Origin of the sequence: Methylobacterium aquaticum (genome assembly GCF_016804325.1) — a bacterium.
GTDB classification, from domain to species: Bacteria; Pseudomonadota; Alphaproteobacteria; order Rhizobiales; family Beijerinckiaceae; genus Methylobacterium; species Methylobacterium aquaticum_C.
Map to the genome: position 1 here is coordinate 6173971 of NZ_CP043627.1, position 12763 is coordinate 6186733.

Annotated in this window: 7 protein-coding genes and 2 pseudogenes; all 9 read right to left on the minus strand. The window is 70.2% G+C overall.

Going from position 1 to position 12763, the window contains the following annotated elements; translation table 11 throughout:
- Window positions 1-30 precede the first annotated feature (30 nt).
- The 9 genes and pseudogenes from F1D61_RS28455 to F1D61_RS28495 all read right to left on the minus strand — a co-directional run bounded on the left by F1D61_RS28455 (window position 31) and on the right by F1D61_RS28495 (window position 12698).
- Window positions 31-2711: pseudogene (locus F1D61_RS28455) on the minus strand (nitrate reductase).
- 88 nt (window positions 2712-2799) lie between these two features.
- The gene (locus F1D61_RS28460; RefSeq protein ID WP_246775582.1) at window positions 2800-3105 is read right to left on the minus strand and encodes a helix-turn-helix domain-containing protein; all 306 of its coding nucleotides are present in this window, start codon (window positions 3103-3105) and stop codon (window positions 2800-2802) included.
- A 239-nt stretch (window positions 3106-3344) separates the two neighbouring features.
- Window positions 3345-4958, minus strand: coding sequence for a sulfite reductase subunit alpha (locus F1D61_RS28465; protein ID WP_203155374.1), 1614 nt, complete (start codon window positions 4956-4958; stop codon window positions 3345-3347).
- 263 nt (window positions 4959-5221) lie between these two features.
- The gene (locus tag F1D61_RS28470) at window positions 5222-7009 is read right to left on the minus strand and encodes a NirA family protein (RefSeq protein ID WP_203155375.1); all 1788 of its coding nucleotides are present in this window, start codon (window positions 7007-7009) and stop codon (window positions 5222-5224) included.
- An 11-nt stretch (window positions 7010-7020) separates the two neighbouring features.
- Window positions 7021-8238, minus strand: a complete 1218-nt coding sequence (locus tag F1D61_RS28475; protein ID WP_203155376.1) for an NAD(P)/FAD-dependent oxidoreductase — start codon at window positions 8236-8238, stop codon at window positions 7021-7023.
- 5 nt (window positions 8239-8243) lie between these two features.
- Window positions 8244-9038, minus strand: a complete 795-nt coding sequence (locus tag F1D61_RS28480) for an ABC transporter ATP-binding protein (RefSeq protein WP_203155377.1) — start codon at window positions 9036-9038, stop codon at window positions 8244-8246.
- A 12-nt stretch (window positions 9039-9050) separates the two neighbouring features.
- Window positions 9051-9911 (minus strand): nitrate ABC transporter permease, encoded by an 861-nt coding sequence (ntrB, locus tag F1D61_RS28485; protein WP_203155378.1) that lies wholly within the window; start codon window positions 9909-9911, stop codon window positions 9051-9053.
- On the minus strand, window positions 9911-11197 hold the full coding sequence (locus tag F1D61_RS28490; protein WP_203155379.1) for a CmpA/NrtA family ABC transporter substrate-binding protein: 1287 nt from the start codon (window positions 11195-11197) through the stop codon (window positions 9911-9913). Before F1D61_RS28490 ends, ntrB begins: the two co-directional genes overlap by 1 nt.
- A gap of 680 nt (window positions 11198-11877) precedes the next feature.
- A pseudogene (locus F1D61_RS28495) lies at window positions 11878-12698 on the minus strand (tetratricopeptide repeat protein).
- Window positions 12699-12763 lie beyond the last annotated feature (65 nt).

A 12763-nucleotide genomic window follows, 5' to 3' on the forward strand; every position in this document is an offset into this window, starting at 1 on the left:
TCTCGGGAAATCCTGCGTCATCAGATGCGCCTATGCGGGAGCGGGCGCAAGTTCCGCCGCCAGCAGCTTGCGGATCTCAGGGATGCACGAGCCGCAATTGGTGCCGGCCTTGCACGCCGCCCCCACCGCCTCGACCCCGTGCGCGCCGCCCTTGATCGCCCCCCGGATCGTGTCGAGCCCGACCGTGTGGCAGGCGCAGACCAGCGGCCCGGTGCCGGCGCTCTCGGCCCGGCCCGAGATCAGCGCCCGGCGGGCCGAGGGCTCGAGCAGTTCCTGGGTGCGGAAGAACGCCTTGGCGGCGTCCCAGGTCGGGCGCTCGGCGGCGGGCGCCAGGGCCAGCACGCCGAGCAATCGCCGGTCCCGGAAGGCGGCGGCGCGGTAGCGGCCGCGGGCCGGGTCGGCATATTCGCTGAGGGACGCACCGGGGAAGAGGTCGCGCATCAGGGCGGCAGCCTCGGGCACGCCGTCCTGGGCGGCGAAGATCAGGCCGGTCGCGCCCTCCAGGCTCGCCCGCGCCCACCACCAGCCGAAGGGAGCGGCCACCATGTCGCGGGTGATGAGGTAGCCGCGGGAGCGGTAGGGCTCGGGGGCGATCGAGGCCGGGGTCGCCTTCAGCTCCGGCTGGCCCGAGACCGGATCGACCGCGCCCTGCGCCAGCGCGCCGACGCGGCCGTCCGAGGTGTTGGCCTCGCTCCAGTGCATCGGGGCGAACAGCACGCCCGGTTGCGCGCCCGGCGTCACCATGACTTCGAGCACCGCCGCGCCGTGGGCGGTGCGGACGCGGGCGAGGTCGCCGTCGGAAAGGCCGGCCGTCGCCGCATCGTCGGGGTGGATCTCGACGAAGGGGACGGCGCGGTGGGCCGAGAGGCGCGGGCTCTTTCCGGTACGGGTCAGCGTATGCCAGTGATCGCGCACCCGGCCGGTATTGAGGCGCAACGGCAGCGCGTCGCTGGTAGCCTGCGCCAGCGCGGGTTTTTGCACCGCGACGAAGCGGGCCTTGCGGTCGCGGGTGAAGAAGCCGCCATTGGCGAAGAAGCGGGTCTGCGGCGCCTTGGCCTTGCGGGTGAGCGGCCACTGCACGGGTGCTGCCGCGTCGTAGGCGGCGTCCGTGATGTCGGCCAGCCCTCCGAGGTCGAAGTCGCGGGTGCCGCGATTCTCGAACTCGGACAAGGCGGCGTGCTCGCGGAACACCGCCGCCGCGTTGCCCCAGGCGAAGGCCTTGGCATGGCCGAGGCGCCGGCCCACCTGGGCCATGATCCACCAATCGGCCCGCGCCTCGCCGGGGCCTTCAGGAAGGCGCGCTGGCGCGAGATGCGGCGCTCGGAATTGGTCACCGTGCCGTCCTTCTCGCCCCAGGCCAGCGCCGGCAGCAGGATCGCGTTGCGGGCCCGGACCGTGTCGGTGTTCGCCACCACCTCGGAGACCACGTAGGTGTCGAGTTTGGCGAGCGCCGCCCGCACCCGGTCGGCCCGGGGCATCGAGACGGCGGGGTTGGTGCCCATCACCCAGAGCGCCTTGATCTTGCCGCGCTCGATCGCCTCGAAGAGCTGCACCGCCTTCAGGCCCTCGCCGGTGATGATGTTCGGCGCGTGCCAGAACCGGCGCACCAGGTCCACTTCCTCCGGGGTGAAGTGCATGTGGGCGGCCAGCATGTTGGCGAGCCCGCCGACCTCGCGCCCGCCCATGGCGTTGGGCTGGCCGGTCAGCGAGAACGGCCCCATGCCGGGCCGGCCGATGCGGCCGGTGGCGAGGTGGCAGTTGATGATCGCGTTGGCCTTGTCGGTGCCTTGTGCCGACTGGTTCACCCCCTGCGAGGTCGCGGTGACGACCCGTTGCGTGGTGCGAAACAGGGTGAAGAAGGTCTCGACCTCGGCCTCTCTCAGGCCGGTGGCGGCGGCCGTCGCGGCGATGGTCGGGGCGATCTGCCGGGCGCGCTCGAGCGCCGGCTCGAAGCCGGCGGTGTGCTCGGCGATGTAGCGCGGATCGAGGGCGCCGTTGTCCGCGAGATGGACCAGGAGGCCGGAGAACAGGGCGGTGTCGGTGCCGGGCCGGATGCCGAGGAAGAGATCGGCCTCCTCGCCGGTCTGGGTCTGGCGCGGATCGATGGCGACGATCTTCGTCCCGCGCTTCTCCCGCGCGTCGAGCATGCGCCGGAACAGGATCGGGTGGCACCAGGCGGTGTTGGAGCCGACGAGCACCAGGAGGTCGGCCTCGTCCAGGTCCTCGTAGCAGCCCGGCACGGTGTCGGAGCCGAAGGCCCGGCGATGCGCCGCCACCGAGGATGACATGCACAGGCGCGAATTGGTGTCGACGTGCGGCGTGCCGATGAAGCCCTTCGCGAGCTTGTTGGCGACGTAGTAATCCTCGGTGAGCAGCTGGCCGGAGAGGTAGAACGCCACCGAATCGGGCCCGTGCGCCGCGATGGTGCGCTTGAATCCGTCCGCCACCGCATCGAGCGCCGCGTCCCAGGTCGCCCGCCGCCCGGCGATCTCGGGGTGGAGCACCCGGTCGTCGAGGGAGAGGGTTTCGCCGAGCGCCGAGCCCTTCGAGCACAGCCGGCCGAAATTCGCCGGATGCTGCGGATCACCCGCGACGCTCGCGCCCCCCTCCCCGTCCGGCCGGGCGAGCACGCCGCAGCCGACGCCGCAATACGGGCAGGTGGTGCGGACGGGGGCGGCCTCGGGAGTGAGGTCCGGCACGTGCAGGTTCATCGCGGGAGCCTTTCGCCGGGCGTGGGTGGGGGGCCGGTGAAGTGGGGGCAAGCAAGGGGTGGGCCGCCGGGGGCTTGCAGTCCGCTGATCAGCCGAGGAGATCGTCCAGGCTGACCTTGAGAACGGCGGCGACCTTGCGGTAGGTCTCGATCGTACCGTCACGCTTGCCGGTCTCGATCTGCGAGAGATAAGCTTGCGAGAGTTCGGCTTGCTCGGCGAGGGCCGCGGCGCTCAAGCCACGATGCTCGCGCCAGACACGCACCCGGTTCTCGCCCGAGAGCAGGCGGTCGACGATCGCCGCCGGGATCAATTCCTCGTCTCCGACGGCGAGACTGCGACGGAACTCGGCAACGGCGAGGCGGTCGGCATTGTCCTCGGCAATACTCGGACTCATGAAGGGACCTATGAAATTGCTTGAGACGAGCATGGCTTCGCAGCCTGACCTATCGCCTATTTAGCGACTCCCACCCACGGCCTCATCCTGAGGTGTTAGTCGATCGGAGATCGACTAACCTCGAAGGAGGGCTCCAGGAGTCTCGGAGAGTTCTGGAGCCCTCCTTCGAGGCCTCCGCTGCGCTCCGGCACCTCAGGATGAGGTTGCGAGTGGGAAGGGGGGAAGCCTTGGACGCCCCCTCAGTAAACGTCCGCCTGATACCGGTTCGCCTTCTTCAGCGCCGCAAGATAGGCCACCGCCTCGTCCGGGTTCTTGCCGCCGTGGGTCGCCGCCACGTCGATGATCGCCCGCTCGACGTCCTTGGCCATGCGCTTGGCATCGCCGCAGACGTAGAAATGCGCGCCCTCCTCCAGCCAGCGCCACAGCTCGCGGCCGTTCTCGCGCATCCGGTCCTGGACGTAGGTCTTCTCGGCCCCGTCGCGCGACCAGGCCAGCGACAGGCGGGTCAGCACGCCCTGGTCCTTCAGGCCGTTGAGCTCGTCGCGGTAGAAGAAGTCTGAGGCCTGGCGCTGGTGGCCGTAGAACAGCCAGTTCTTGCCCGGCGCCGCAGTGGCGGCGCGCTCGCGCAGGAAGGCGCGGAACGGCGCGATGCCGGTACCCGGGCCGACCATGATGACGGGCGTCTCGGGCGTAGACGGCAGGCCGAAGCCGTGGGCCTTCTGGAGGTAGACCTTCACCTTGGCGGTCTCGGCCAGGCGCTCGCCGAGATGGGTCGAGGCGACGCCCAGCCGCAGGCGCGAGCGGTGGCTGTAGCGCACCGCATCGACGGTGAGCGACACCCGGCCCGGATCGGCCTTGGGCGAGGACGAGATCGAGTAGAGCCGCGGCTGCAATTCGTCGAGGGCTTCGAGGAAGACCTCGGCGTCTGGCCGGGCGCCCGGGAACTTGTGCAGCGCCCCGAGCACGTCGATGTAGGCGGCATCCCCGTCCGGATCCTCGCCGGCGCTGAGCGCCTGGGCCTTCTTGCGCTGCGCGCCCGAGGTGAGGAGCGAGAGGAGCTGGAACAGCCCGTCCGGCGCGCCGCCGAGCGAGTAGTTGGTCAGCAGGTGATCGCGCAGGGTCTTCTCGCTGAGCCTGGTGGCGATGATCCGCTCCGGCCGGGCGCCGAGCTCGGCGATGACCGCATCCGCGAGCGCCGGGGCGTTGGCCGGGAAGAGGCCGAGCGAATCGCCGACGACGTAGTCGATGCCGGTGCCGGCGAGATCGATCTCGACGTGCCAGGTCTCCTTCTCGCCGCCGGGCGCGTTGAGGCGGCGGCGGGAGAGGAACACCGCCTCGGCCGGGTTCTCGCGGCAGAGACCGTAGGGACCGACCGGAGCCTCGGCCTTCGGGGCGTCGTCGGAGGCGGCCGCCGCGGCGCCGGCCGGAGCGGCGGTGCCGAGCTCGGCCTCCAGCTTCTTCAGCATCCGGAGCGTGTCCTTGCCGCCGGGCTGGCACAGGTTCAGGCGCTCCTCCTTCTTCAGGAAGAGGGCGTTGGCATAGTCGGCGCAGTTGTAGCCGCACTGGCCGCAATCCTGCTGCGCCATGGCGGCCATCAGCTTCTGCGGCTCGGAGCGGTCCTTGGCCAGCGCCATGCGGTCGTCGAGGGGCATCGACGGGTCGTGCCAGGGCGCGTCGTCGTTATCGGCGAGCGCCGGCCCGCCGGGCGTCGCGCCGGCTGGAAGCGCCGTCGCGCCCTCGACCGCCGGCCCGAGCAGGGCCGCGAAATAGCCCGACAGCCAGGCGCGCTGGTCGGGATTGAAGGGAGCGGATTCGGGGATCAGGACGAGCGGGGGAGCGACGTGCTGGGTCATCGGGGGGGTTACCGAAGAAGAGTGGCAGTCAGCGTCAGCGGTGAGGCGCCGGGTTTCTCCTCTCCCCGCGGGCGGGGAGAGGGCTCCGGCGACCTTGTCGTCGACGGAGCGAGCTGCGAACCGCAGGTTCGCCGCGAGGGTGAGGGGGTGGTGCCGGAGGAGCCTCATCCGGAGCCCCCCTCACCCTCGCCCTTCGGGCTCGCTGCGCTCCCTGAACGGGAGCGCAGCCCTCTCCCCGCCCGCGGGGAGAGGAGATGGACGACCTACTCGGCCGCCTCCAGCAGCATTTCGCTCGCCAGACCCTTCAGGGCTTCCGGCCCGCGGCGGGCGGTGTAGGCCTGGAAGGTCTCCTCCGGGCCGGTGCGGTGGGCGAGATAATCGTTGAGCAGGGCCTCGACCCGTCCGGGGCAGTCCTCGGCCTTCACGGCCTTCCAGATCTCGGTGCCGATCTTGGCCGCCTCGCCGAAGCCGCCGCCGACCACGATGTCGTAGCCCTCGACGGTGTCGCCCTCCTCGCTCACCGTCACCTTGGCGCCGATGAGGCCGATATCGCCGATGTAGTGCTGGGCGCAGGAATGATGGCAGCCGGTGAGGTGGACGTTGACCGGCACGTCGAGCCCCGGCACCGCCGCCTCGACGTGGTCGGCGATGAGCAACGCGTGGCCCTTGGTGTCGGCGGCGGCGAACTTGCAGCCGCGGTTGCCCGTGCAGGCGACGAGGCCGGCGCGGATGCTCGACGCCTTTGTGGACAGCCCGAGCGCCGCGACGCGGGCTTCGACTTCCGCCACACGATCGTCGGGCACGCCCGAGAACAGGAAGTTCTGCCACACGGTGAGGCGGATCTGGCCGTCGCCGCAATCCTGCGCGATCTTGGCGAGCGCTCGCATCTGGTCGGTGGTCATCTTGCCGACCGGCAGCACCACGCCGATCCAGTTGAGGCCCGGCTGGACCTGGGCATGGACGCCGACATGGGCGTAGCGGTCGAACCCGCCGCGGGGCTTCACGTGGGCGGGATCGACCCGCTCCAGCTTGCGGCCGAGCTTGTCTTCCACGGCAGCGAGGTACTTGTCGTAGCCCCAGGCATCGAGGACGTACTTCATCCGCGCCTTGTTGCGGTTGGTACGGTCGCCGTTCTCGATGAAGACCCGCAGGATCGCATCGGCGACGGCGTTGCATTCCTTCGGCCGCAGTACCACGCCGGTGTCGCGGGCGATGTCGCGGTGGCCGGTGATGCCGCCGAGCACGAGCCGCATCCAGATCCCGGGCTCGACGCCGGCGCCCTCCATGACCTCGACCGCCTGGAAGCCGATGTCGTTGGTCTCCTCCAGCACCGGCAGCACGCCGCCGCCGTCGAAGGCGACGTTGAACTTGCGCGGCAGGCCGAACAGCGAGCGGTCGTTGAGGATGTGGTTGTGCCAGGACTTGGCGAGCGGCCGGGTGTCGAGGAGTTCCTGGGCGTCGATGCCCGCCGTCGGCGAGCCGGTGACGTTGCGGATGTTATCCGCACCTGCGCCCCGGGCGGTGAGGCCGAGATCGATCAACCCGTCGAGGAAGGGCTGGCCGTGCTCAGGCGAGATCTGCCGCACCTGGAGGTTGGCGCGCGTCGTGACGTGGCTGTAGCCGCCGCCATGGGCGTCGGCGAGATCGGCGATGCCGGCGAACTGCCAGTGGTGCAGGATGCCGTTGGGGATGCGCAGGCGGCACATGTAGGAGTTCTGGGCCGGCGCGACCCAGAACAGGCCGTGATAGCGCCAGCGGAAATTGTCCTCGGGCTTCGGCGCCTTGCCGGTCTCGGCCTCGGCGATCAGCCGGTTGTGGCCGTCGAACGGGTTCTCGGCCCGCTTCCACTTCTCCTGGTCGGCGAGCTTGCCGCCGTTCTTCACGGTGCGGTCCTGCGCCTTGATGTGGATCGCGTCCGGCCCGGTCGGCTCGGCGGCGGGTGCAGGTGCAGCTCCGCCCCCGGCAAGGCCGCCGGTCATGCGGATCGCGGCGATGCCGTGGGAGAAGCCTTCGAGGTAGCGCTTCTGCTCGGCGTCGAAGTCGTCGGCCATCGCGGGCTCCTTCACGCTGCGAGGGGTTGGGGGGCGGGACGCCCGAACATCAGGTCGTCCCGGTCGTCGGAACCGATGGTGTCGCCGGTGCGGATCAGGGTCTTGCACCAGCCCTGCTCGGCGACGTCGCCGACGAAGACCGCGCCGATCAGCCGGTCGCCGTCGATCACGAGCTTGCGGTAGAGGCCGGCCGCCGGGTCGCTCCAGGTCACGGCTTGCGCGCCATCGGGCACCTCGACCGCGCCGGCGGAGAAGACCGGGAGCCCCGAGACCTTCAGGCTGGTCGCGAGCGAGGTGCCGGCATAGGCCGCCTCGACGCCGCAGAGATGGCGGGCCAGCACCTCGGCCTGCTCGTAGGCCGGCTCGACGAGGCCGTAGGTCTGGCCCCGGTGCTCCGCACATTCACCCAGGGCGTAGATGCCCGGGACCGAGGTCGCCATCGTATCGTCGACCCGGATGCCGCGGCCGATGGCGAGGCCGGCATTGGCCGCGAGCGCCGTCGAGGGGCGCACGCCGACCGACATCACCACGAGGTCGGCCGGCAGCACCGTGCCGTCCGAGAGAACCAGGCGCTCGACCCGGCCGTCGCCCTCGACCGCCGCGGTGTCGGCGTTCAGCATCACCCGGACCCCGCGGGCCTCCATCGCCTCGCGCACCAGATTGGCGGCGGCGTGGTCGAGCTGGCGCTCCATCAGCCGGTCCATGACGTGCAACAGCGTGGTGTCGACGCCGAGCCGCGCCAGCCCCACCGCCGCCTCGAGCCCGAGGAGCCCGCCGCCGATCACGATGGCCTTGGCCCCCGTCACCGCCGCCCGGCGGATCGCCGCCACGTCGGCGAGATCCCGGAAGGTGATGACGCCCGGAAGATCCATGCCGGGCTTCGGCAGCCGGATCGGCACCGAGCCGACGGCGAGCACCAGCTTGTCGTAAGGGACCACCAGCCCCTCGCCGACCCGGACGATGCGCTCGTCCGTGTCGATCGCGGTGGCCGGCGCGCCGGTGACGAGGGTGATGCCGTGCTCGGCGTACCAGTCGAGCCCGCGGAAGGTGCAGGCCGCCTCGTCGACCTCGCCGCCGAGCAGCGAGGACAAGAGCACCCGGTTATAGGCCGCCACCGGCTCCGCGCCGATGCAGGTCACGGCGTGGCGGCCGGGGGCGGCCTCGCTCAGCCGCTCCAGGAAGCGGAGCGAGGCCATGCCGTTGCCGATGACGACGAGGCGGTCAGCCATGGGCGTCAGGCCGCGATCGCGGGTTTGGCATGGCGGGCATAGAGGAATTCCAGCACCTCGGCCCGGGCATGGGTGTAGGTCGGATCCTCGACGAGTTCGAGGCGCTTGCGCGGCCGGGCGAGCGGCACCGACAGCACCTCGCCGATCGTGGCGGAGGGCCCGTTCGTCATCATGACGATCCGGTCGGAGAGCAGCACCGCCTCGTCGACGTCGTGGGTGATCATGATGACGGTGTTCTTCAGCCGCAGGTGGATCTCCATCAGCTGATCCTGCAGGTGCGCCCGGGTCAGGGCGTCGAGGGCGCCGAAGGGCTCGTCCATCAGCAGGACCTTCGGCTCCATGGCGAGGGCCCGGGCGATGCCGACGCGCTGCTTCATGCCGCCGGAGATCTCGTGCGGGCGCTTCTCGGCGGCGTGGGTCATGTTGACGAGCGCGAGGTTGTGCTCGATCCAGTCGCGGCGTTCCGCCCGGCTCTTCTTCGACTTCAGCACCTTGTCGACGGCGAGCGCCACGTTCTCGCGCACCGTCAGCCAGGGCAGGAGCGAGTGGTTCTGGAACACCACCGCCCGCTCGGGGCCGGGGCTGTTCACCTCCTTGCCGTCGAGGAGGACGCCGCCGGTGGAGGCCTTGAGCAAGCCCGCCACGATGTTGAGCACGGTCGACTTGCCGCAACCGGAATGGCCGATCAGCGAGACGAACTCGCCCTTGTCGATCTTCAGGTCGACGTCGCGCAAGACTTCCGTGGTGCGCCCGGACCGGGTGAAGCTGATGCCGACCTGTTCGAGGCTGAGATGGGTCATGACGGGCCTCCCTCAGGCCGTGGCGGTGCCGCGGGTGACGAGATGGCCGAGGCCGGCGACGAGGCGGTCGAGCACGAAGCCGATCACCCCGACATAGACCAGGGCCACGATGATCTCGCTGATGTGCGAGGAGTTCCAGGCGTCCCAGATGAAGAAGCCGATGCCGACGCCGCCGATCAGCATCTCGGCCGCCACGATGGCGAGCCAGGACAGGCCGACGCCGATGCGAAGACCGGTGAAGATGTACGGCGCGGCCGAGGGCAGCATCACCTTGGCGAAGAACTCGAAGGCGTTGAGGCGCAAGACCGCGGCGACGTTGCGATAGTCCTGCGGGATGTTGCGGATGCCGACCGCGGTATTGATGATGATCGGCCAGATCGAGGTGATGAAGATCACGAAGATCGCCGAGGGCTGGCCGTCCCGGAAGGCGGCGAGCGAGAGCGGCAGCCAGGCGAGCGGCGGGATGGTGCGCAGAACCTGGAAGATCGGGTCGAGCCCGCGCATCGCCCATTCCGACTGGCCGACGAGGGTACCGAGCATCACGCCGGCGACGACAGCCAGGGTGAAGCCCAAGGCCACGCGCTGGAGGCTGGCGGTGATGTGCCAGAACAACCCCTTGTCGGTGCCGCCATTGTCGTAGAACGGGTGGGCGATGATCTCCCACGCCTCCGTGACGACGCGCGAGGGCGGCGGCAGGCCGGCGCCGGGGCGCTGGCACAGGACCTCCCAGAGCAGCAGGAACACCGCCAGCACGACGAGCGGCGGCACGATCCGCAACGCCAGGCCTTTCAGGGCGGCGCGGGTGACGAGAGGGGCTTTCGCCCCCTCCGCCTTGGCGGCGACGACGCGCCCGAGGGTGGTTCCGAGAGCCATCACGCGACCTTCTTGATGCCGAGGCTGTTGAGGTAGGCGGCGGGATCCGCCGGATCGAAGACCTTGCCGTCGAAGAAGGTCTCCTTGCCGCGCGAGGTCGAGGCGGGAGCCGTCACGCCCATGCCCTTCGCCACCTCGCGCCAGATGTCCTCGCGGTTCACCTTCTCGATGAGGGCCTTGGTGTCGGTCTGGGGATCGAACTTGCCCCAGCGGATGTCCTCGGTGAGGAACCAGAGGTCGTGCGACTTGTACGGGTACGAGGCGTTGTCGGCCCAGTACTTCATGATGTGCGGGCTGTTGGCGACCTTGCGGCCGTCGCCGTAATCGAACTCGCCCTTCATCCGCTTGACCACGTCGGTGGCCGGGACGTTGATCCACTGGCGCTTGGCGACGATGCCGGCGAGCTCGTCGCGGTTCTCCGGCTTGTCGCACCAGGCTTGCGCCTCCATCACGGCGGCGAGCAGGGCCTTGGCGGCATTCGGGTACTTGTCGACCCAGGAGGCGCGCATGCCGAGCGCCTTTTCCGGGTGGTCCTTCCACAATTCGCCGGTGGTCAGCGCGGTGTAGCCGATGCCCTGCGTGATCAGCTGCTCGTTCCACGGCTCGCAGACGCAGAAGCAATCCATCGTGCCGACCTTCATGTTCGCCACCATCTGGGGCGGCGGCACGACGATGGTCTCGATGTCCTTGTCGGGGTCGATGCCGCCGGCGGCGAGCCAGTAGCGGATCCAGAGGTCGTGGGTGCCGCCCGGGAAGGTCATCGCCGCCTTCACCGACTTGCCCGACGCCTTCTTGCGCTCCAGAGCCGCCTTGAAGGGCTTAGCGTCGAGGGCGACCTTGTCGCCCATATGCTCCTTGGCGACCGAGATGCACTGGCCGGCGAGGTTGAGCCGGGCCAGGATGTACATCGGCACGGGAACGTTGTTCTGCGTCACCCGGCCGGCGCTGATCAGGTAGGGCATCGGGGTCAGGATGTGGGCCCCGTCGATGCCGTTGCCCTCGGAGCCGAGCACCAGGTTGTCGCGGGTGGTGCCCCAGGAGGCCTGCTTCAGCACCTCGACGTCCGGCATGCCGTGACGCGCAAAGATCCCCTTCTCCTTGGCGACGAAGAGGGGGGCGGCGTCGGTGAGCGCGATGAAGCCGAGCTTGGCGCCCTTCACCTCGGGTCCGGCTCCTTGCGCGAAGGCGCCGCCCGGCAGGGCGACGCGGCCGGCTGCCGCCAGCGACAGGGCGCCGGCCGCCCCCTTGAGGAGGCCGCGACGCGTGGTGTGCTCAACGCTGCTCATCGATTCTCCACCCTCAAGCCGCCGCGCCACCCTGGCGCGAACTCCGGTGCCGAACGCAAAAAACCGCTGCCCAAGGTCTTCCGCCGGCCGCGCGGTTGCGGGCCCACAGGGGAACTCGGGTCAGCGGCTCTGCTGACGGTCGGTGCCCGTCGACGCTGACGGACATGGAGGAAGAGAGCAGGTTCCGTGCCAACTGGCGCGGGGGCGATTTAAGTGCTTGGAATTGAAACGGTTCGCAGCTTGGCTAGACGCGGGACGGATCCGGCTTGGCCGGCCGGTGCAATGCACAAATGATAGGCTGGGCGGGTGGGGAAATGAGCAGAGAGGTGTGGCGCCTGGAAATTAGGCAAACGTGCACGAAGGCGCGCGTCAAACAGCACCCTGCGGGGGATGACCAGCGGACCACGATCCGCCCATGCCTGAACCATCGGCGGCTCCGGATTCCGGGCTCCGCTCCGGAATGAGGAGAGGACGGAAAGACCTTCGACCGATCGCACAGGCCCCCCCGTGACCGCGGGAGCCTTGTTTAGCGGTCGGTCGGTCGTTGATCGACCGATGCCTCGGGATGAGGTTGACGATGGGACCGACATCGTCGGCGAACCATCCCGCGGTACCGTGGGACGACAACCGGGTGCCGCCCGCGCCGCTCCGATGACCACGCTTCGTCACATCGCCGAGTGTCACATCGCCGAGGCGGCAGCCCCATGCGGCGCCTTCTTGTCGGCCGACTTGATCGCCTTCCAGGCATTGGGCTGGGATACGAAGGCGCGGAGCGCCGCCACGTTCTGCGCGGCTTGCGCGGGGCCGAGGTCGCGGGTCAGCACCTGCTCGGCCTCGCCGAAGCGGCCCTGCAGGCCGAGCACCAGGGCGAGGTTCTGGCGCACCCGGCCGTCGGCGCGGGGATCGTTGCTCGCCTGGCGCAGCGTCGATTCCGCCTCCGGCAGGCGCCTGGCCAGCGCGTAGGACAGGCCGAGATTCGACATCACCGCCGGCTCGCCGGGACGATCTTGAGCGCCGCCTCGTAGTAGCGCTGCGCCTGGGCGTGGTCGCCCATCTGGTCGGCCACGGCGCCCTGCGCCGAGAGCACGCGCCAATCGGGATTGGCCGGCGAATGGGCGTTGCGCAGGACCTCCGCCGCCTCGCCGTAGCGGCCGACCTCGGCCAGGCTCTTGCCGTAGGCGGCGAGCACCGCCGGATTCTTCGGGTTGCGCAGCGCCGTCTGCTGCAACACCGCCGTGGCCTGGGCGCCCTGGTCGGTCGCCCGCAGGGCCTGGGCATAGGCCATGGCGGTGGCGATGTCGCCCGGATCCTTCTCGTAGCGCGTCGCGAGGCGCGCGATGTCGCGCCGGGCGGTGTCGGCGGGCGCGCTGGCATCGATCGAGCCGGTGGTGAGGGGCTGGCGCGACCAGCAGCCCGACGCCATCAAGGCCACCACGCCGACGACGGCGAGCCGCCGCAGGGGGTTCGAGCGGCGGGGACGGGTCTCGACGGTCGCGGGCATCGGCCACTCCAGGGACGGGCCCGGGAGATGTGGCAAACCCGCTCCCGCGGCCCTCGTGACCCTGG

Coding starts and splice junctions, on each gene's coding strand:
- F1D61_RS28460 (WP_246775582.1), bottom strand. CDS start 3,105: ATGAGTCCGAGTATTGCCGAGGACAATGCCGACCGCCTCGCCGTTGCC.
- F1D61_RS28465 (WP_203155374.1), bottom strand. CDS start 4,958: ATGACCCAGCACGTCGCTCCCCCGCTCGTCCTGATCCCCGAATCCGCT.
- F1D61_RS28470 (WP_203155375.1), bottom strand. CDS start 7,009: ATGGCCGACGACTTCGACGCCGAGCAGAAGCGCTACCTCGAAGGCTTC.
- F1D61_RS28475 (WP_203155376.1), bottom strand. CDS start 8,238: ATGGCTGACCGCCTCGTCGTCATCGGCAACGGCATGGCCTCGCTCCGC.
- F1D61_RS28480 (WP_203155377.1), bottom strand. CDS start 9,038: ATGACCCATCTCAGCCTCGAACAGGTCGGCATCAGCTTCACCCGGTCC.
- ntrB (WP_203155378.1), bottom strand. CDS start 9,911: ATGGCTCTCGGAACCACCCTCGGGCGCGTCGTCGCCGCCAAGGCGGAG.
- F1D61_RS28490 (WP_203155379.1), bottom strand. CDS start 11,197: ATGAGCAGCGTTGAGCACACCACGCGTCGCGGCCTCCTCAAGGGGGCG.